The sequence below is a fragment of the Allobosea sp. 2KB_26 genome, assembly GCF_052115715.1.
Taxonomy (GTDB): domain Bacteria; phylum Pseudomonadota; class Alphaproteobacteria; order Rhizobiales; family Beijerinckiaceae; genus Allobosea.
The window spans coordinates 391,762-411,382 of record NZ_JBFRHE010000001.1 but is presented as its reverse complement, the minus strand read 5'-3'; the positions used below and the strand labels follow the sequence as shown (position 1 = coordinate 411,382).

The following is a 19,621-nucleotide window of genomic DNA, read 5'->3' as shown; positions in this document are numbered from 1 at the left end:
CGCCGCCGTAAGAACTGGCTGGTTCAGTTTGCGCGATCTTGGAGCTGTCGCCAGGAGGATTTCGGCGTTTGTTCCGGCGCAAGCTGGGTTGACTGCAGCGCGGGGAAGCAAGCCTGATCGGGCGTCGGTGCTCTGGTGAGGCTGCCTGCCATCTCGGAAGGAGAGGTAACGGCACGATCGCAGAGGCTTGATCGCTGCGTCACCGCCGTGCACAGGCGAGTTTGGCCGGCAGGGCGAGGGCCCGTCTTCAAGACTGTCCTGGGCGGATGCCGTCGGCCCCTGGTTCGGTCCCGGCGAGCGCTGGCTCTGTGTGAAGCTGCCCGAAAGCCGTTGCGATCAAATTGTACCTGACCCTGGCCGTTGCGAAGTTGCGCGCCCAGTCGATCATGTCGTTCCATGGATCGACGATTTTGCTCATGGCCGAGATGAGCGTCACAACAGTGGCGATTTCCGTCTGGCCATGAACGACGAGGACAGCCCCAGCGCCCAGAACGATGAGATTCCCGGCACTGTAACAAAGGTTCATCAGGAAATTCATCGTGAACTTGATGCTGTAGATCGCGACATTGAGCTGGAAGACCACATCGATCTTGCCAGTTTGCGCGGCCCGGTCGAGAAGAGGCGTTGCAATCAGGATTTCGGCGCCGATCTGTCTCAGCAGCACGACGCGCCGCGATATGCGGCGGTTGATGGCCTTCTGAAGCAGCGGCACGAAAACCAGTTGAGGCAGCAGCACGACGAAGCTCAGGAGCGCCAGCCGCGGTTCCAGCGTCGCGAGATAGCCAAAGACGGTCGTCAGAAATCCGATTTCGACAACCGGGATGCTGATGCTCGATCCAACTAAGGCGCCAACGTCGTCGCTTTCGGCGATCACCATCGATAGACCGACAGCATTCGTAGCCGCCCGCGTCGCGGCGATGGGCCGCGCCGCGAGACGCGCATCCTGCAGGAGGCGAAGCGCGCGCGTGGCGCTCTCGCTGATCCAGCCCCGATAAATGTTCATCAGCAGTTTCAGCAGGCCGAACGCCATGACGACACCCGCTTGCGCTGCGACGAGGATGAGTATGGCGCGAACCGGGCCGCCCTTCACCGCCAGATCGATGATGCGTCGTTGCAGTTCGAGCGGCGTCGCGTGCAGGAGGAAGACCGCGACAGAGAGGAGCGACACCCAGAGTTGATGCCAGCCGCTGACGCGCCAGACGAACGCCAGAAATGTCTCGGGCAGGCGCGTTTCTCGCGTCATTCGCAGTGACGCGCCGGAAGGCCTGCCGAACATGGCTAAGGCCCTGCCGAACTCGGCAGCTGTTGGGCGGTGGCGTATGGAGGGCTGCGCGACCAGCCGCCGCCCAGCGCCTGGAACAGGCTCGTCGCCGCGAGGAAGCGAGTCAACTTGACCTGGGCCAGATTGTCCTGGGCGGTAAAGAGGGTTTGCTGGGCCTGCAGAACGCTGATGAGATTCGCGGTGCCGCCGCGCAGTTGCACCTCTGCGACCTCGAAGGCCCGGCGCGCGCTCGCGACGACCTCGGACTGACGCTGCTCCTGCACGGCCGCTTGCCTGAGCGCCACCAGCGCCTTCTCGACATCGGTGAAGGCCGAAAGGACCGCCTTGCGATAGACTTGGAGGGCCTGGAGTTGCGTGCCCCTGGCCTGCTCGAGTTGGCTCTGGAGGAGAAACCCGTCAAAAATCGGCTGTGTCAGGCTGGCGGCCAGCGTGTAGTACCAAGCGCCGGGCCCGAATAGCGAGGCCAGGGCCTTGCTTTGGAAGCCTGCATCACTCGTGAGCTGGATTTGCGGAAAGAAGGCTGCGCGGGCCGACTCGACGCTGAAGTTGGAGGCAGCCAGCTGTGCCTCCGCCTGAAGGATATCGGGTCTGCGGAGCAGCAGTTGCGATGGCAATCCGGGTGTAACGCGCGGAACAGTGACCTTGGCGATTCCGCCGCCGATCACCTTGAAATTCGCCGGCGCGCGAGCGAGCAGCAAGGCTAGGGTCGCGTTGTTCTGGTGCGCAATGACCTCAAGCGGCGGAATCGTTGCTCGTTGCGTCGCGACAAGGGTTTCTTGCTGGGACAGGTCGAGCTGCGAGGCGGTTCCGGCAGTGAATTGCTGCCTGATCAGGACCAGGATGCGCTCGGCTGCAGCGACATTGCTGCGGGCGATCCGCAAGCGGTCATCGGCCGTCAGGATTTGGAAATAGGTATCGGCGACGCTGACCGTCGTGCTCAGCGCAACGATATCCCGGTTGTATCTCGCAGCCGTCGCATTTTCTTGCGCCGCATAGAGGGTAGCACGGTTCTTCCCCCAGAAGTCGATCATGTAGCTGGCCGTCAAGCCGACCTGAAACTGCGAGCTCGTGCGGGAGCCCGAGCCGCTGCCCGAACCACTTCCCGATGTCGTCGGCAGCCGCAGGCGCTCGGCGTTTGCGATCCCCGTGACAGCGGGCAGAAGCGGCGCGCCGGCGATTCCGGCCTGTGCGTCGGCCTGGATAATCTGTGCGATGGCCACCGCGATATCGAGATTGGCAGATTGCGCGGTTTCGATCAGGCCCGAAAGCTCTGTCGAGCGGAAGCTTCGCCACCAGTCCAATGCGGGCAGTGCGGTCTCGGCGGCACGCGGCCCCTCACGGTAGGAAACCGGAATCTCGAGATTGGCGGAGGGGTTTTCGCTGCCGAGAATACAACCCGACAGCCCAAATGCGATAGCGACGAGGGAGCCGACGCAGACCACCCGGCGAGGCCACACCTCTCGCCTTGCCGACGCCGAGGCGCAACCGATCGCAACTCTGTCAGACATGCTCAGACTCCTGCGACGCCGCTTGGGCCTCGCCGGATCGCGGCGCGGAGCCACAGGCCTCGAATTCTATGGCGACAACGATAATGCAACCCGATGCCACCGCGCAGCACGATTTCGCGGCCGCGACGCCTATCCACATCAGGCTGCAGTATCCGGTGCGAACCGAGCCGCCCACTGCGTTGCTGCCCGCACCAGATGCGGAAGCGATCGACGTAGAGGTAGATCACCGGCGTCGTGTAGAGTGTCAGGATCTGACTCAGGACAAGCCCGCCAACGATGGCGATGCCGAGTGGCCGTCGCAGTTCGCTGCCCTCGCCAAGTCCGATTGCAAGCGGCAACGCGCCGAACATGGCCGCCATCGTCGTCATCATGATCGGGCGGAAGCGCAGCAGGCAGGCCTCCTGGATGGCGTCGAGCGAGGACAGGCCGCGACTGCGCTGCGCGTCGAGTGCGAAATCGATCATCATGATCGCGTTCTTCTTGACGATGCCGATCAGGAGAATCACGCCGATCAGCGCCATGATGCTGAACTCGACGCCGAAGGCCATCAGCGCGAGCAGCGCCCCGACTCCGGCCGACGGCAACGTCGAGAGGATCGTCAACGGATGGACGTAGCTTTCGTAGAGCACGCCGAGGACGAGATAGATCGTCACCAGGGCCGCGAGAATGAGATAGGGCTGGCTGCTGAGCGAGTCCTGAAAGGCGCGCGCCGTTCCCTGATAGGTGCCATGGATGGTCGCCGGCACGCCGATCCGGTTCATCGTGGCTTCGATCGAGCCGATCGCGGTGCTCAACGACACGTTCGGGGGCAGGTTGAACGAGATGGTGTTGGCGACGAGCAGACCCTGATGATTGACGGCAAGCGGCGTTGCGCCCTGCGCGAAGCGCGCGAGGGTCGAAAGCGGGATCATCGTCTCCTGCGTGGTGCTGACGGCCGAGCCTGTCGATGCCGCGCCCTTTCCGGTCGCGCCGATGGAGTTGGTGGCAAGATTGCGGGCGGCATCGGCTGCGACGCTGCCCGCCGAGGCTGAGCGGCCCGCGGCCACGATCGTACCGGCCACCGCATTGGTGGCTTGCGATCCTCCGACCGAGCCTCCCGCCGTGCTGACGAAGACCTGCTTCAGCGTTTCCGGATTCTGCCAGAAGCGCGGCGCCACCTCCATGATGACGTGGTACTGGTTGCGCGCGACATAGATCGTCGACACCTGCCGCTGGCCGAAGGCGTCGTAGAGCGAATTGTTCACCTGCGCCATGGTGATGCCGAGGCGTGCGGCCGTGTCGCGGTCCACGATCACGTTCGATTCCAGGCCCTTGTTCTGCTGGTCGCTATTGACGTCGGCAAGGGTCGGCAGGGCCTGCAGCGCCGCGGTGATCCTCGGCGCCCATTCCGCGAGATCCTCCAAGGTCGAGCCCTGGAGTGTGTACTGGTACTGGGCGTTGCCTGCCCGGCCGCCGACGCGGATGTCCTGGACTGCCTGCAGAAACAGTGTCGCGCCGGGCACGGCCGCCATTTGCTGCCGCAACCGCGCGATCACCAGGTCGGCCGCGACGCCTCGTTCCGATAGCGGCTTCAGCGAGATGAACACATTGCCCGAATTCGTCTGACCGCCACCGGTGAAGCCGACTGCCGTGTCGACGGCGGGGTCAGCCTTGATGATCGAGACGAACCGAGAGAGCTTCTGCTGCATGAGCTGGAACGAGATGCTCTGGTCGGCCTGGATCGCCCCCACGATCCGGCCAGTATCCTGCTGAGGAAAGAAGCCCTTCGGGATCACGCCGTAGAGGTAGCCGTTCAGGCCCAGTACGGCCGCGAATACCAGCATGACGGCGCCGGGATGACCGAGTGCGACAGACAGCGTCCGTCGATATCCCGCGAGCATCCACACAAAGACCCGCTCGCTGCCGCGATAGAGCCGGCTGTGGCCAAGGCCCGGATCCCTGCGCAGCAGGAAGGCGCACATCATCGGCGTCGTCGTCAGCGAGACCAAGAGCGAAATCATGATCGCCAGCGACGTCGTCATCGCGAATTCGCGAAAGAGCCGGCCGACGATGCCGCCCATCAACAGGATCGGGATGAAGACGGCGACGAGCGACAAACTCATCGAAAGGACGGTAAAGCCCACCTCCTGCGCGCCCTTCAGGGCGGCCTCGCCTGATTCCATGCCATCCTCGACATGGCGTGCGATGTTCTCCAGAACAACGATGCAGTCGTCGACGACGAAGCCTGTGGCGACGGTCAACGCCATCAGCGACAGGTTGTTGAGACTGTACCCCATCAGGTACATGGCGGCGAATGTCGCAATCAGGGACACTGACACGGCCACGACCGGAACGAGCATCGCGCGCCATTCGCGCAGGAAGATGAAGACCACGGCGATCACGAGCAGGATGGCGATCACGAGGGTGCGCTCGACGTCATGGAGCGAGGCCCGGATCGTAGTCGACCTGTCGACTGCCGGCGCCAGGTCGATGGCCGGCGAGATCGAGGCCCGAAGCGTCGGGAGGAGCGCATTCACCCGATCGACCACGCCGATGATATTCGCGTTGGGCTGCCGGAACAGCACCACGAGTACGCCGGGTTTGCCGTTGACAAGTCCGGCATTGCGCAGGTTCTCAACGGAATCCACGACATCGCCCACGTCGGACAGCCTGACGGGCGCGCCGTTGCGATAGGCAATGGTCAGGGACCTGTACTGGGCCGCTCTTTCAGCCTGATCATTGGCATAGATCTGGTAGCGGCGATCGCCGACGTCGATCGCGCCCTTCGGACTATGGGCGTTGGCGCTGGCGATCGCCGCGCGAACATCCTCCAGTCCGATTCCATATTTGTAGAGGGCCTGCGGGTTCAGCTCGACCCGTACAGCCGGCAGCGAACCGCCGCCGACGATGACTTCACCGACGCCTTCCACCTGCGACAGCTTCTGAGCCAGCACCGTGGTGGCCGCATCGTAGAGCTCCCCGCGGGTCTTGGTGTCGGAGGTGAGCGTCAGGATGAGCACGGGCGCATCCGCTGGATTGACCTTGCGATAGGTCGGATTGGCGCGCAGGCTCGTCGGAAGGTCGGCGCGCGCCGCATTGATCGCAGCCTGCACGTCGCGGGCGGCACCGTCGATGTCCCGGCTGAGGCCGAACTGCAGCGTGATCCGCGTTCCGCCGACTGTGCTGGACGACGTCATCTCCGTCACGTCGGCAATCTGGCCGAGATGGCGCTCGAGCGGGCTTGCGACGGTGGTGGCGACGTCCTGGGGGCTGCCGCCAGGGAGCGTTGCCTGGACCGAGATCGTTGGAAAATCGACCTCGGGCAGCGGTGCGACCGGGAGCTGGAAGAAGGCGACGGCACCGATCGCGGCAAGCCAGACGGTTAGCAGGGTCGTCGCGACGGGCCGCCGGATGAAGGCGCGCGACGGGTTCATGGTTCAAGGGCTTCAGGGACTGGTGCGCCCCGCGCCTGGCGGCCGGTGAAGCGCACGGCCAGCCGGTCGAACCAGAGATAGATTACGGGCGTCGTGAACAGCGTGAGCAACTGGCTGACCAGCAGGCCGCCGACGATGGCGATCCCCAGCGGATGCCGGAGCTCCGAGCCCGCGCCCGTCCCCAGCATGAGTGGCAGGGCACCGAGCACGGCCGCCATCGTCGTCATCAGGATCGGCCGGAAGCGCAGCAGGCAGGCCTGGTAGATCGCCTCGCGCGGCGTCTTGCCCTGGTTGCGTTCCGCATCCAGGGCAAAGTCGATCATCATGATCGCGTTCTTCTTCACGATGCCGATCAGGAGAATGATGCCGATGATGGCTACGATTGTCAGTTCCTGGCCGGCCGCCATGAGCGCCAGAAGCGCGCCGATCCCGGCTGACGGCAAGGTCGACAGGATCGTGAGCGGGTGGATGAAGCTCTCATAGAGCACGCCCAGTACGATATAGACCGTCACGATCGCGGCGAGGATCAGCAGGATCTGGTTGGACAGCGACGACTGGAAGGCCTGCGCCGCGCCCAGGAAAGTGCTGGTCACGCTCGCCGGAAGGGCGATCTCGGCCTGTGCCTGCTTGATCGCTGTCACAGCATCGCCGATCGATGCGTCAGGCGCCAGGTTGAACGACACGGTCGCCGAGGGGAACTGACCGAGATGTGAGATCTGCAGCGGGGCCGTTCCCTCGCGGATCTTCGCAACGACCGCCAGCGGCACCGGCCCGCCGCCCACCGATGACGGCAGGTAGAGCGACGAGAGCGAGCGCAGTGACGTCTGCAGCAGCGGATCGGCTTCCAGAATGACCCTGTACTGGTTCGAGTTCGTGAAGATCGTCGAGACGATGCGCTGTCCAAACGAGTCATAGAGCGCGTTGTCGATCGTCGCAGGCGTGATGCCGAAGCGAGCGGCCTGGTCGCGGTCTATGTCGACGAAGACGGCCAGTCCGGTCGCGGAAATGTCGCTCGCTACTTCGGCAAATTGCGGCAATGACGCCAGGTGCTCGACGAGCCGGGGGGTCCACTCCGCCAGTTGTGCGGCATCCGAGGCCTGCAGGACGAACTGGTACTGCATGCGGCTGACGATGCCCTCGACTGTCAGGTCCTGTACCGGCTGCATGTAGAGCGTGATGCCCGGCAGGCTGTCCGTGCGCTGCTTCAGGCGCTCCATGACGGCCGCAGTGTCCGATTTGCGGTCCTCATGCGGCTTGAGATTGATCAGGATCCGGCCGCTGTTGAGCGTGCTGTTGGTGCCGTCGACGCCAATGAAGGAGGACAGGCTGTCGACATCGGGGTCCTTCAGAATTTCGACGGCAAGAGCCTGCTGCCGGGCCGCCATCGCGGCATAGGAGGCCGATTGCGGCGCCTCCGTGATCGCCTGGATGATGCCGGTGTCCTGCTGTGGGAAGAAGCCCTTGGGGATGACAGCGTAGAGATACCCGGTCAGCCCGAACGTCGCCAAAGCGACAAGCAGCACCAGCGTCTGCCTGTCGAGCACCCAGCTGAGCATACGCCCATAGGCGGCGATGATCCCGTCGAAAGCCTTGCGGCTGCTGCGCTGGAGGCGGTTCTCGGTGGTCTCGGCCACGGGTTTCAACAGCTTGGCACAGGCCATGGGTACGAGCGTCAAGGAGACGACGGCAGAGATCAGGATCGTCACCGACAGGGTGATCGCGAATTCCCGGAATAGCCGGCCGACCACATCGCCCATGAACAGCAATGGGATCAGGACGGCGATGAGCGACACCGTCAGCGAGATGATGGTGAAGCCAATCTGCTCCGACCCCCGCAATGCGGCAGCCAGCGGGGACTCGCCATCTTCGAGATAGCGCGAGATGTTCTCGATGACGACGATGGCGTCGTCGACGACGAAGCCGGTCGAAATGGTCAGTGCCATCAGCGTCAGATTGTTGAGGCTGAAGCCGAACAGATACATGGTCCCCAATGTGCCGACGAGCGAGAGCGGAACTGACAGGCTGGGGATCAGAGTGGCGCGCGGGCTGCGCAGAAAGACGAAGATCACCAGCACGACGAGAATGACCGCGAGTGAAAGCTCGTATTCGACATCGCGGACCGAGGCGCGAATGGTCACGGTCCTGTCGGTCAGCACGGTCATGTCGATCGCGGCCGGTAGCGTCGCCTGGAGTTGCGGCAAGAGTGCCTTGATGCCGTCCACGACCGAAATGACATTGGCGCCCGGCTGGCGCTGAATGTTGAGGATCACGGCCGGCACCGTGTTCATCCAGGCGCCCAGCTTGTCGTTCTCGGCTCCGTCGACAACGGCCCCCACATCGCTGAGCCGAACCGCCGCGCCGTTCTTGTAGGCGATGATCAGCGAGCGATAACCGCCGGCCGCACGGATCTGGTCGTTCGCATTGATCGTCGAGGCGCGCATCGCCCCATCGAAACTTCCCTTGGGCGTGTTGACATTGGCATTGCCGAGCGTGGTGCGCAGGTCGTCGATATTCAGACCATAGGCGGCGAGCTTACGGATATCGGCCCGGATGCGGACGGCTGGCCGCTGGCCACCGCTGATACTGACGAGCCCCACGCCGGGAAGCTGCGATATCTTCTGTGCCAGGCGCGTATTGGCGAAGTCCTGCACCTGGGTCAGCGGGATCGTCGCCGAGGTCAGCCCCAGCGTCAGGATCGGCGCATCGGCGGGGTTGACCTTTGCGTAGATCGGTGGCGCCGGCAGATCGGCCGGCAGCAGGTTACCTGCCGCATTGATGGCGGCCTGGACCTCCTGCTCTGCGACATCCAGCGAGATGTTCAGCCCGAATTGCAAGGTGATGACCGAGGCGCCGCCAGAGCTTGCCGAACTCATCTGGTTCAGATTCGGCATCTGGCCGAACTGCACCTCGAGCGGCGCTGTCACGGATGATGTCATCACGTCGGGGCTTGCCCCCGGATAGAAGGTCTGGACCTGGATGGTCGGGTAGTCGACCTCCGGTAGCGCAGCCACCGGCAGGAACCGGAAGGCGAGAATGCCGGAGAGCATGATCGCGACCATCAGCAGCGTCGTGGCAACCGGCCGCAGGATGAAGGGCCGGGACGGGCTCATGTCGGTGATCCGCCAGCCGAACGGCGGTTGCCGCCGGCAGGCGGCGCGGCCGGCTGCGTGCCGGTCTGGCCGCCCGGCGCACGTGTGCTGACCCTGGCACCGTCGCGCAGCTTGTCGGCACCGTCGATGACGATGGTGTCTCCCGGCTTCAGGCCGGAGACCACCTCGACATGATCTCCGTCGGAGACGCCGAGTTCGACCTTGCGGACGGAGACCGTGCTATCCGCATTGACGAGGTAGACGAAGGTTCCCGGCACGCCGCGCTGAACGCCTGCCGACGGGATCTGCGTCACGCCCTTGCGCGTGTCCAGCAGCAGACGAATGTTCACGAACTGGTTCGGATAGAGTGCTCTCGTGCCGTTGCCGAAGAGCGCGCGCAGCTTGATCGTTCCCGTCGTCGGGTCGATCTGGCTGTCGAAGGTCTGCAACGTGCCCTCCGCGAGACCCTTCGTGCCGGCGCGATCGAACGCCTGGACCGGCAGGGCCGCTCCGTCGCGAAGACGCGCGGCGATCGCCTGAAGATTGTCCTCGGGCACGGTGAAGAGCACGCTGATCGGCGCCAATTGCGTGATCACGACGATGCCGTTCGCATCGCCGGCAGTCACATAGTTGCCGGCGTCGACCTGACGCAGCCCGACGCGGCCATCGAGAGGCGCGACGATCCGGGTATATTGCAGATTGACCTCGGCAGCCATGACCTGGGCCCGATCGGCCGCGAGGGTGCCTTGATATTGCGCGACCAGCGCAACCTGCGTGTCGAGGGTTTGATGCGGCACGGCGTTCTGAGCCGACAGCCCCTGGTAACGTGCCAGGTCGACCTGGGCTCCCTTCAACAGGGCCTCGTCGCGTGCCAATTGCCCTTTCATCTGCGCCAGCGTCGCCTCGTAGGGGCGGGAGTCGATCTCGGCCAGCAGATCGCCCTTCTTGACGTCCTGGCCTTCCTTGAAATTCACGCGAACCAGCTGTCCGCTGATCTGCGACCTGACCGTGACGGTTGCCAGGGCTGTGACGGTGCCAAGCGCGTCGATGTTGATCGCGATGTCGCCATGGTTTGCCTGCGCGGAGACAACCGATGTGGTCGGCGCGGTTCGCACGCGGCTGGTCGGTTGCTCGGCGCCCGGCCGCAGCCACCACCATGACCCCAAGCCCGCCGCGATCAATACGAGCATGAGCACGACCTTGCCGCCGCGTCTCGTCCGTGACGGGTTGGCGACCGGTCTGTCCGCGATCGGAGCGGCTACCGGAAACTCCGGCTTCAGGTTCATCTGTGTGTCCAAGCCGCCTAAGCTGGAGCGGCATGCTAACCCGCATTCAGGTCCGCTGCACATGAATCAGAGGTAATCTTCCGCTCATCTGCGCGAAATCCGCATGTGCCGGCATTGATGTGCTGCATTCAGCCCCTCCCAATGTCGTGAGAGGCTGACCCATGAGAGCAGGTTCGAGCCGCAGCGCGCCACCCAGGAAGCGTCGCAGATGAACTCCGAGCCGGTCGTGCATCCGGTCGTTCAAGCTTTCCGACGGCTTTACAGCAATATACCAACCGCTTATCGCGATTGTGACGGATCGATGACATAACGAGGCGCCGATGCTCGGCTGGTTTCAGAAGCTCCTGCCCAAGGAGCCCAAGTTCTTCGACCTGTTCGAGAGCCATTCCAGGACATTGGTGGCAGGTGCTGTGGCCCTGAACGGCCTGCTCAGGGGCGAGACCCCGGTGGAGGCAGGTTGCGCGGAAGTATTGTTCCAGGAAAATCGCGCCGACGATATCGCCGCGGAGGTGATGCTGGAAGTCGGCCGCACCTTCATCACTCCCTTCGATCGTGGCGATATCGAGGAGCTGATCGGTTCGATGGACGACGCCATCGACCAGATGCAGAAGACCGTAAAGGCGATCACGTTGTTCGAGGTTGCGAGCTTCGAGCCCTGCATGAAGGAACTCGGGGCTGTCATCGTCCAGGCGTCCGAGCGCGTCGTCGTGCTGCTGCCGATGCTACGCGACATCAAGAAGCATGCGATTTCGATCGGCGCACTCGCGAAGGACATCCGGGCCATCGAAGAGCGATCCGACGAACTGCACGACCAAGGCCTGAAGGCGTTGTTCAAGGCGCACCAGACCTCGGACACGATGGGCTTCATCGTCGGCGCAGAGATCTACGATCATCTCGAGAAGGTGGTGGACCGCTTCGAGGATGTCGCCAAGCGCGTCAGTCGCATCGTCCTCGAACATCTCTAGGCGGTTGGTCCGGTGGATTTCTCAAGCGTCGCCTTCGCCCTGGTCTTCCTGATCGCGGTCGCGCTTCTGTTCGATTTCCTGAACGGACTTCACGATGCGGCCAATTCGATCGCGACCATCGTCTCGACCAGGGTTCTGGCGCCGCGCTGGGCGGTGTTCTGGGCTGCCTTCTTCAATTTCATCGCGTTCCTGTTCTTCGGCCTGCATGTCGCCGAGACCGTAGGCTCCGGCATTGTCCAGGCCGCGATCGTCGATGACCGTGTCATCTTCGGTGCCCTGACGGGCGCCATCGTCTGGAATGTCGTCACCTGGATCGCAGGCATTCCGTCGAGTTCGTCGCATGCACTGATCGGCGGACTGGTCGGGGCGGGGCTAAGCAAGGCCGGTTTCTCGTCGATCGTCTGGTCTGGGCTCGGCAAGACCTTCGTCGCGATTTTCATGTCTCCTGCGATCGGCTTCGCCCTGGCACTGCTCCTGGTCCTGATCGTCTCCTGGGTGTTCCTGCGCGTGGCCCCGATCAAGGTCGACAGCACCTTCCGGCTGCTGCAGTTCGTTTCGGCTTCGCTCTACTCGCTCGGACACGGGGCGAATGATGCGCAGAAGACGATGGGCATCATCGCGGTGTTGCTGTTCTCGCACGGCATGATGGGCGAGACGTTCTCGGTGCCGTTCTGGGTCGTCCTCTCCTGCCAGGCCGCCATGGCATTCGGCACGCTCTGTGGTGGCTGGCGGATCGTTCACACCATGGGCTCGAAGATCACTCGGCTTTCGCCCCAGCAGGGTTTCTGCGCGGAAACGGGCGGCGCGATCACGCTGTTCATGGCGACCTATCTCGGCATCCCCGTCTCGACGACGCATACGATCACAGGCGCGATCATCGGTGTCGGCGCCGCCCGGCGCGTGACGGCCGTGCGATGGGGGGTGGCTCGCGGCATCGTCTTCGCCTGGATCGTGACGATGCCGATGGCGGGACTGATCTCTGCTATCGCCTATTTTGTCTCCGGCCTGTTCCTGACCGGGCGGTGACCGGGATCAGGAGGTGCCGCTGAGGGAAGGGCGCTGAGTCTGCGCACCCCGCGGCGTCGGTCAATTCAACTCCAGCGCGCGGATCGCAGCCTTCAGGCCGGGCTCGTCGACAATCTCGGCAGCATCTTCCAGCGTGAACCAGTGCGAAAGCCGCTGATTGTGCTCGGCCCATTTTTCAAGCCGGTGCTCGACGTCAAGAATATAGAGCGCCACCTTGCAGAGAACGAAGTGGTCGCTCATCCGCTTCCAATAGATGTAGCGCCCCGCGGGCTTCTTGTGGGCTTTGCCGATCACGCCGGCCTCTTCGCGCGCTTCGATCGCCGCAGCCTCATGGTTCTTCTTGCCCTTGATGGGCCAGCCCTTGGGAACGATCCATCGCCGCGTCGTGCGCGTCGTGACCAGGAGAAGCTCCGGCTCCCCCGTCGGCGATCGGCGGATGGGGAGCGCGGCGATCTGCGAGCGCGGCTTCCCCAATCCTGACTTCGCCTTCTTCATCGAAACCTGTGCCCTCCCCATCCGTAAACAGAACCTATGTTAGAAAGCCGGCAAATCAATATCGAATAGCCGCCCAACGCCTTCAAGGCCTTGGATTGACCACCTCAGCGGCGATGGCCATGCGCTTCATCGCAGCGAAATGAACGCTTGGAGCCCTTGAGAGCCCGAGCGTCGGCTCCAGTAGGCAAGCGCGTTCACCAATTGGCGGGTGCTTCGCGCGCCTATGTCCAATACAGGAATCCGCTGCCTTTCCCTAGCCTGCTGCTTCGGCAGGCGTCGATCAGGCGGGGAGGAGGCGCGCCCCGATGCGCGTGGCAGCGTCCTGCAAGGCAACGAGATGCGCCGGGCGCCCTTCAGGCGCGACGATCGAGGTCAGTGACGAGATGCTGAGTGCGCCGGCAAGCGCGCCACTGCGGTCGAAAATCGGTACGCCGACGCCCGTCAAGCCAATGAAGAAGTCGTCGGCGGCCAGTTCCCAGCCTTGCGCGCGAATACGATCCGCCTCGCGCCAGAGCAGTTCGGGGTCTGTCTGGCTGGCCGGCGCGCGCTTTGGCAATTCCAGGGCCAGTGCCTGTCGCCGCTGTACCTCGTCGAGATAGGCCAGGATCACACGTGGGCCGCCGCCGCAGTTCAGTGGCGCCTGAGCACCGACCGCGAACCATGTCGCATCGACATGCGGCAGCGAGGCGCGGACGCGGTCCACGCACAATGCCCGGCCCGAGATATGGACCCATAGGAACGAGGTCGCGCCGGTCTTCTCGGCGATCTCGGTCAGATAGGGGCCGGCCACGTCCCGAAGTTCGCGCCCGGTCGTGACGGCGCTGCCGAGTTCGATCAGCCCGACGGCCAATGCGTAGGTCTGCGAGCGCTCGTCATGCTCGACCAGTTCGTTGAGCTGCAATGTCTGCAGCAGCCGCCGCGTCGTGCCTTTGTCGAGCCCGACCTGTCGTGCGAGCTCGCTCAGCCCGAGACGCGGCTGCTCGGGGCGGAAGGCGCGGAGCAGGGCAATGGCGCGGTCGAGCGCCCTGACGATCGGGACGCCCGGCGGAAGCTTCGCGGTCCGGCTCTCGCCTGCGCTATTCATCGGCCCTCTCACAGCGCCAATCGCCTGAACTTTCATCGTGTCGTCTAATAACACGCCATGTCAGTCATTGACACGAATTTTGACTCTGGCTTTCAATGGCGTGGAGCTTGCTAATCGGCACATGTTCGGGTGCGATCCCGGTAGGCCGCGATGCCAGTCGAAAAGAGAGGCCATACCCGGTGCGCTCACGCAGCTGCCGGAACCGGCACAGGGGAACGGGAGAACAACGATGACCGGATTGAGACTTGGCCTGGCGCTCGCGGCCTCAGTGCTTGCGCTCGGGGCAGCGACCGCGCAGGAGCCGAAGAAAGGGGGCACCGTGCATGTCGTGGTGCAGCCTGAGCCTCCGATGTTGATGCAGGGGCTGAACCAGAATGGCCCGACCAACATGGTCGCCGGCAATATCTACGAGTCGCTGCTGCGCTACGACGAGAAGCTCAACCCGCAGCCCTCGCTTGCCAAGAGCTGGGAGATTTCTCCAGATGCAAAGGTCTACACCTTCAAGCTCCAGGAGGGCGTGACCTGGCATGACGGCAAGCCCTTCACGGCGGACGACGTCGTGTTCACGCTCGACAAGTTCCTGCGCGAGGTCCATCCGCGCTGGCGGCCGATCGTCAACGCTCAGGTCGAGACAATCGAGAAGGTCGACGATCTCACGGTCAAGATCACGCTGAAGCAGCCCTTCGGCCCGATGATCATGACCCAGGAAGTCGCCTCGGCCCCGATGATCCCGAAGCACATCTATGACGGCACCGATTATCGGGCGAATCCGGCGAACAACACGCCAATCGGAACCGGCCCGTTCAAGCTGAAGGAGTGGAAGAAGGGCTCCTATATCCACCTCGTCAAGAACGAGAACTATTGGCTGAAGGGCAAGCCGAACCTCGACGAGATCTATTGGCAGATCATCCCGGATGCGGCGGCGCGCGCGGTTGCCTACGAGACCGGCAAGGTCGACGTGCTGACCGGCGGCTCCGTCGATGTCTACGATGTGGCGCGGCTCTCGAAGCTGCCCAATACCTGCATGACGACCAAGGGCTGGGAGATGTTCGCCCCACATGCCTGGCTGACGCCGAACGTGCGCAACGGCATCCTCGGCAACAAGCAATTCCGCCAGGGCCTGATGTACGCGATCGATCGCGAATTCGGGAAGGACGTGGTCTGGGGCGGTCTCGGCAAGCTGCCGACAGGGCCGATTTCGTCGAAGACGCGCTTCTACTCGTCCGACGTGCCGACATATGCTTTCGATCCGGCGAAGGCGAAGGAGCTGATCAAGGCGTCTGGCTACAAGGGTGAGACGATCAAGCTGCTCAACCTGCCTTATGGCGAGACCTGGAGCCGCTGGTCCGAGGCCATCAAGCAGAATCTCGAGGATGTCGGGGTCAAGATTCAGATCGAGAACACCGACGTGCCGGGCTGGACCCAGAAGGCCAGCAACTGGGACTTCGACCTAAATTTCAACTTCCTCTACCAGCTCGGCGATCCAGCGATGGGTGTGGCGCGCAGCTACATCTCGAGCAACATCGCCAAGGGCAATCCCTTCGCCAATGTCGGCGGGTATTCGAACCCGGAGGTCGACAAGCTCTTCTCCGAGGCGGCCATCGCGGCGACCGATGCGCAGCGCCAGGAGCTGTACACCAAGGTGCAGAAGCTGCTGGCGGACGAGTTGCCGGTGCTCTGGCTGCTCGAGATGGATTTCCCGACGATCTATCGCTGCAACGTCAAGAACCTCGTCACCACCGGCATTGGCGTGGATGACGGCTTCCGCGACGCCTGGAAAGAGTGAGGCCGTTGCCGTCCCGGCTTTCGCGCAGCGGCGATCCGGGACGGCATGACGCCTGCACTTTGTGACGCGCCTCTTCCAGAAGACGATCCCCGGGTTCGAGCCGCGCTCGGTCCGGGGTGACGCGGACCGGCTATTTTGCCTGTCCGCAGCGCCGAAGGCATGTGATGAACCTCGCTCAATTTCTCGCGGGCCGGCTGGTGAAGGGGATCGTCGTCCTCTTCGCCATCGCGATCCTGAATTTCTTCCTGATCCGCGCCGCACCGGGCGATCCCGCGCAGGTTCTGGCGGGAGAGGCGGGTGCGGCTGACGCGGTGCTGCTCGAGCAGTTGCGGGCGCGGTTCGGCCTCGACCAGCCGCTGATCCAGCAGCTCTGGATCTATCTCAAGGGCTATGCCTCGCTCGATCTCGGTTTCAGCTATCGCCAGCAGAGGCCCGTGCTCGAGTTGATCCTCGATCGGCTGCCCGCGACCCTGCTGCTGACCGGCGCAGCCTTTCTCGTCTCGCTGGGGCTGGGCGTCCTGATGGGCGCGCTTGCGGCGCGGCGTGCCGGGCGCTGGCAGGACAGCGTCATCACCACGCTTGCCCTTGTCTTCTACGCGACACCACTCTTCTGGATCGCGCTGATGAGCCAGATCATCTTCTCGCTGAAGCTCGGCCTCGTGCCGAATGTCGGCTTCGAGACGATCGGCGCGAACTATACCGGCCTCGCTCGGGCGCTCGATATCGCGCAGCATCTCTTCCTGCCGGCGCTGACGCTCGGATTGTTCTTCACGGCGCTCTACGCGCGAATGATGCGGGCCTCGATGCTGGAGATCGCCGGCGCCGATTTCGTCAAGACGGCGCGCGCGAAGGGGCTTTCACCCAGGGTCATCTCGCGCCGGCATGTAGCGAGGAACGCGATCCTGCCGGTCGTGACGCTGGCTGGCCTGCAGGCCGGCCAGCTCGTCGGCGGTGCGGTGCTGACCGAGACGGTCTTCGCCTGGCCCGGCATCGGCCGCTTGATGTTCGATGCCCTGGTGCAGCGCGATTACTCGGTGCTGCTTGGTGTCTTCTTCGTCTCGTCGGCCATGGTCGTCGGCTTCAATATCCTCACGGACCTGGTCTACCGGCTGGCCGATCCGCGCATCGAGGCGACATCATGAGCTTCCTCAAGCGTTTTGCGCGCAATCGCGGCGCGGTGGTCGGGCTGATCATCCTGCTCGTCGTCATCGTCTTCGCGCTGCTGGCGCCGTCGCTCTTTCCGCAATCGCCATGGCGCACGGTCGGCCGGCCGTTCCTTGCGCCCTTCGTCATGGAGCGCTTCCCGCTCGGCACAGATACGCTGGGGCGCAACATCGCTGCGGGGCTGGTGCATGGTGCGCGGGTCTCGCTGATGATCGGCGTGGTCTCGACGCTGGTCGCGTTGCTGATCGGCGTGCCGCTCGGCGCGGTTGCGGGCTATGCGGGCGGCTTCGTCGACGACGCGCTGATGCGCTTCACTGAGTTCTTCCAGACAATTCCGAGCTTCGCCCTGGCCATCGTTATGGTCGCGATCTTGCAACCGCAGCTCGGCTCGATCGTGCTCGCGATCGGGGTCGTCAGCTGGCCGCCCGTGGCGCGGTTGGTGCGCGGCGAGGTCCTGTCGCTGAAGACGCGCGAATATGTGCAGGCTGCCGTGACCATCGGCCAGTCGACGCCGCGCATCATCTTCAGCCAGGTGCTGCCCAACACCATCGCACCGATCATCGTGATGGGTTCGCTGATGATCGGCTCGGCGATCCTGCTGGAATCCTCGCTCTCCTTCCTCGGGCTGGGCGACCCCAACCTGATGAGCTGGGGCTATATGGTCGGCGCCGGGCGCACACGCCTGATCGATGCCTGGTGGATCAGCTTCTTCCCCGGCCTTGCGATCTTCCTCACGGTTCTTGCGCTCAATCTGGCGGGCGAGGGGCTGAACGACGCGCTGAACCCGCGCCTGGCGCGGGGGAGGGAGTGATGACGACGCCCGTTCTCGCGATCGAGGGATTGAAGCTCGCCCTGCCGGCGCTCGCGGACCGCGCCTTTGCGGTCGAGGATGTCTCTTTGACCATCGCTCCCGGTGAAACGCTTTGCGTCGTCGGCGAATCCGGCTCCGGCAAGTCGATGATCGCGCATGCGGTGATGGGGCTCCTGCCGAAGGCGGTGAAGCCCGCTGCGGGCGCGATCCGCCTGGCGGGGCGTGATCTGCTGATGCTTGACGAGGCTGCGATGCAGGACGTGCGCGGCCGTGAGGTCGGCATGATCTTCCAGGAGCCGATGACCTCGCTCAACCCGGTAATGCGGGTGGCCGACCAGATCATCGAGACGTTCGAGGCGCATGGCCTGCACAGCAATGCCGAGCGCCATGCCCGTGCGCTCGCGTTGCTGACGGAGGTCGGCCTGCCCGACCCCGAACGCCTCGCCAAGGCCTATCCGCATGAGCTCTCCGGCGGCCAGCGCCAGCGCGTGATGATCGCGATGGCGCTCGCGCTCGAACCTAAGCTGCTGATCGCCGATGAACCCACCACGGCGCTCGACGTGACCACGCAGGCGCAGATCCTGAAGCTGATCGACAATCTGCGCCGAAAGCATGGAACGGCGGTGCTCTTCATCACCCATGATTTCGGCGTCGTTGCCGAGATCGCCGATCGCATCGCCGTGCTGCAGCAGGGCAAACTCGTCGAGGAGGGCACGGCCGACGCCGTGCTGTCGCAACCGAGGCACGACTACACGAAGCGGCTGCTCGCGGCCGTGCCGTCGATGACGCCGCCGGAGCGCCCGCCGATCGCCGAGACCGTGCCTGTGCTGAGCGTCGAGAAACTCGGCAAGGTCTATCGCAAGCGCAGCTTCTTCCGGCCCGGGCGCGAGGTGAAGGCTGCCGACGATATCAGCTTCACCCTGGCTCGTGGCGAAACGCTTGGGTTGGTTGGCGAATCCGGGTCGGGCAAGTCGACGGTCGGGCGCTGCTGCCTCAGGCTGATCGAGCCCGATGGCGGGCGGATCACACTGGGAGACCTCGTCCTGAGTGATCTCGGTCCGGCCGCGCTGCGCGCGCATCGGAAGCGCATCCAGATGGTCTTCCAGGATCCGTTCGCTTCGCTCAATCCGCGCCAGACGGTAGGGCGGATCATCTCGGACGGGCCGGTCGCCCATGGCACGCCGCGCGCGCAGGCGCTTGGGCGGGCAAAGGAGCTGCTCGAGCTCGTCGGGCTCTCGGCCAATGCGATCGACCGCTATCCGCACGAATTCTCGGGCGGCCAGCGCCAGCGCATCGGCATCGCCCGTGCTCTCGCACTCGAGCCCGACGTGCTGGTTGCGGACGAGGCTGTCTCTGCACTCGATGTCTCGGTCCAGGCGCAGATCCTGACGCTGATCAAGGATATCCAGCAGCGGCTCGGCCTCGCGATCCTGTTCGTCACGCATGACCTGCGTGTGGCTGCGCAGATCTGCGACCGCATCGCCGTGATGCAGCGCGGGCGTATTGTCGAAACCGGCCCGACGGCTGCGCTCTTCGCCAATCCGCAGCATGACTACACGCGCCAACTGCTCGCCGCCGTGCCCGGCGGCCGCCGCTTCGCGCTGTGAGGCAGCCTTGCCGGCCATGGCCTCATCGTCCTGGTCGGGCCTGTCCCGACCATCCATGTCCTCACCTGCCATCCGCGTCGCGAGGCGCGAATGCTCGGCACGAGG

The 19,621-nt window shown here is 64.1% G+C and carries 13 protein-coding genes; 6 read left to right on the top strand and 7 right to left on the bottom strand.

The genetic code is table 11. The features are described 5' to 3' along the window. Positions 1–247: 247 nt before the first annotated feature. Genes AB4099_RS01995 through AB4099_RS01975 form a run of 5 tightly spaced genes read right to left on the bottom strand, consistent with a single transcriptional unit; the run spans position 248 to position 10,578 of the window. Positions 248–1,243 carry an ABC transporter ATP-binding protein gene (locus tag AB4099_RS01995; protein ID WP_441476848.1) on the bottom strand — a complete coding sequence of 332 codons (996 nt, stop codon included), beginning with the start codon at positions 1,241–1,243 and terminating at the stop codon, positions 248–250. Between the two features lie 35 nt (positions 1,244–1,278). Continuing rightward, the gene (locus AB4099_RS01990; RefSeq protein WP_441476847.1) at positions 1,279–2,790 is read right to left on the bottom strand and encodes an efflux transporter outer membrane subunit; all 1,512 of its coding nucleotides are present in this window, start codon (positions 2,788–2,790) and stop codon (positions 1,279–1,281) included. A 2-nt stretch (positions 2,791–2,792) separates the two neighbouring features. Further along, complete coding sequence (locus AB4099_RS01985; protein WP_441476846.1) at positions 2,793–6,203, bottom strand: efflux RND transporter permease subunit; 3,411 nt, start codon at positions 6,201–6,203, stop codon at positions 2,793–2,795. Then, a complete protein-coding gene (locus AB4099_RS01980) occupies positions 6,200–9,313 on the bottom strand; it encodes an MdtB/MuxB family multidrug efflux RND transporter permease subunit (protein WP_441476845.1) in 3,114 nt (1,037 codons plus the stop codon). Before AB4099_RS01980 ends, AB4099_RS01985 begins: the two co-directional genes overlap by 4 nt. After that, the gene (locus AB4099_RS01975; RefSeq protein ID WP_441476844.1) at positions 9,310–10,578 is read right to left on the bottom strand and encodes an MdtA/MuxA family multidrug efflux RND transporter periplasmic adaptor subunit; all 1,269 of its coding nucleotides are present in this window, start codon (positions 10,576–10,578) and stop codon (positions 9,310–9,312) included. The genes AB4099_RS01980 and AB4099_RS01975 overlap by 4 nt, the downstream gene beginning before the upstream one ends. A 320-nt stretch (positions 10,579–10,898) precedes the next feature. On the opposite strand from AB4099_RS01975, the gene AB4099_RS01970 reads away from it, so the two are divergent. Together AB4099_RS01970 and AB4099_RS01965 are read left to right on the top strand one after the other, a co-directional pair. Further along, the gene (locus AB4099_RS01970; RefSeq protein ID WP_441476843.1) at positions 10,899–11,543 is read left to right on the top strand and encodes a DUF47 domain-containing protein; all 645 of its coding nucleotides are present in this window, start codon (positions 10,899–10,901) and stop codon (positions 11,541–11,543) included. Positions 11,544–11,555: 12 nt separating this feature from the next. Then, on the top strand, positions 11,556–12,569 hold the full coding sequence (locus AB4099_RS01965) for an inorganic phosphate transporter (RefSeq protein WP_113513903.1): 1,014 nt from the start codon (positions 11,556–11,558) through the stop codon (positions 12,567–12,569). 60 nt (positions 12,570–12,629) lie between these two features. On the opposite strand, the gene AB4099_RS01960 is transcribed toward AB4099_RS01965, so the two are convergent. Both AB4099_RS01960 and AB4099_RS01955 read right to left on the bottom strand, forming a co-directional pair. Further along, on the bottom strand, positions 12,630–13,064 hold the full coding sequence (locus tag AB4099_RS01960; protein ID WP_113513901.1) for an NUDIX hydrolase: 435 nt from the start codon (positions 13,062–13,064) through the stop codon (positions 12,630–12,632). A 280-nt stretch (positions 13,065–13,344) separates the two neighbouring features. Further along, the gene (locus tag AB4099_RS01955) at positions 13,345–14,148 is read right to left on the bottom strand and encodes an IclR family transcriptional regulator (protein WP_113513899.1); all 804 of its coding nucleotides are present in this window, start codon (positions 14,146–14,148) and stop codon (positions 13,345–13,347) included. A gap of 229 nt (positions 14,149–14,377) precedes the next feature. Here AB4099_RS01955 and AB4099_RS01950 point away from each other — a divergent pair, with 229 nt between their 5' ends. The 4 genes from AB4099_RS01950 (at position 14,378) to AB4099_RS01935 (ending at position 19,516) form a co-directional block, all read left to right on the top strand. Next, on the top strand, positions 14,378–15,934 hold the full coding sequence (locus AB4099_RS01950) for an ABC transporter substrate-binding protein (protein WP_441476842.1): 1,557 nt from the start codon (positions 14,378–14,380) through the stop codon (positions 15,932–15,934). 164 nt (positions 15,935–16,098) lie between these two features. Then, entirely contained in the window at positions 16,099–17,076 is a 978-nt protein-coding gene (locus tag AB4099_RS01945; protein ID WP_441476841.1) for an ABC transporter permease, read from the top strand. Further along, on the top strand, positions 17,073–17,909 hold the full coding sequence (locus AB4099_RS01940) for an ABC transporter permease (RefSeq protein ID WP_441476840.1): 837 nt from the start codon (positions 17,073–17,075) through the stop codon (positions 17,907–17,909). The genes AB4099_RS01945 and AB4099_RS01940 overlap by 4 nt, the downstream gene beginning before the upstream one ends. After that, entirely contained in the window at positions 17,909–19,516 is a 1,608-nt protein-coding gene (locus AB4099_RS01935; RefSeq protein WP_441476839.1) for an ABC transporter ATP-binding protein, read from the top strand. Before AB4099_RS01940 ends, AB4099_RS01935 begins: the two co-directional genes overlap by 1 nt. Positions 19,517–19,621: the final 105 nt, after the last annotated feature.

Excerpts from the sequence above, each read along its gene's own strand:
- AB4099_RS01975 (WP_441476844.1), bottom strand. The coding sequence starts at position 10,578 with ATGAACCTGAAGCCGGAGTTTCCGGTAGCCGCTCCGATCGCGGACAGA.
- AB4099_RS01950 (WP_441476842.1), top strand. The coding sequence starts at position 14,378 with ATGACCGGATTGAGACTTGGCCTGGCGCTCGCGGCCTCAGTGCTTGCG.
- AB4099_RS01960 (WP_113513901.1), bottom strand. The coding sequence starts at position 13,064 with ATGAAGAAGGCGAAGTCAGGATTGGGGAAGCCGCGCTCGCAGATCGCC.
- AB4099_RS01940 (WP_441476840.1), top strand. The coding sequence starts at position 17,073 with ATGAGCTTCCTCAAGCGTTTTGCGCGCAATCGCGGCGCGGTGGTCGGG.
- AB4099_RS01970 (WP_441476843.1), top strand. The coding sequence starts at position 10,899 with ATGCTCGGCTGGTTTCAGAAGCTCCTGCCCAAGGAGCCCAAGTTCTTC.
- AB4099_RS01985 (WP_441476846.1), bottom strand. The coding sequence starts at position 6,203 with ATGAACCCGTCGCGCGCCTTCATCCGGCGGCCCGTCGCGACGACCCTG.
- AB4099_RS01935 (WP_441476839.1), top strand. The coding sequence starts at position 17,909 with ATGACGACGCCCGTTCTCGCGATCGAGGGATTGAAGCTCGCCCTGCCG.
- AB4099_RS01995 (WP_441476848.1), bottom strand. The coding sequence starts at position 1,243 with ATGACGCGAGAAACGCGCCTGCCCGAGACATTTCTGGCGTTCGTCTGG.
- AB4099_RS01990 (WP_441476847.1), bottom strand. The coding sequence starts at position 2,790 with ATGTCTGACAGAGTTGCGATCGGTTGCGCCTCGGCGTCGGCAAGGCGA.
- AB4099_RS01955 (WP_113513899.1), bottom strand. The coding sequence starts at position 14,148 with ATGAATAGCGCAGGCGAGAGCCGGACCGCGAAGCTTCCGCCGGGCGTC.
- AB4099_RS01980 (WP_441476845.1), bottom strand. The coding sequence starts at position 9,313 with ATGAGCCCGTCCCGGCCCTTCATCCTGCGGCCGGTTGCCACGACGCTG.
- AB4099_RS01945 (WP_441476841.1), top strand. The coding sequence starts at position 16,099 with ATGAACCTCGCTCAATTTCTCGCGGGCCGGCTGGTGAAGGGGATCGTC.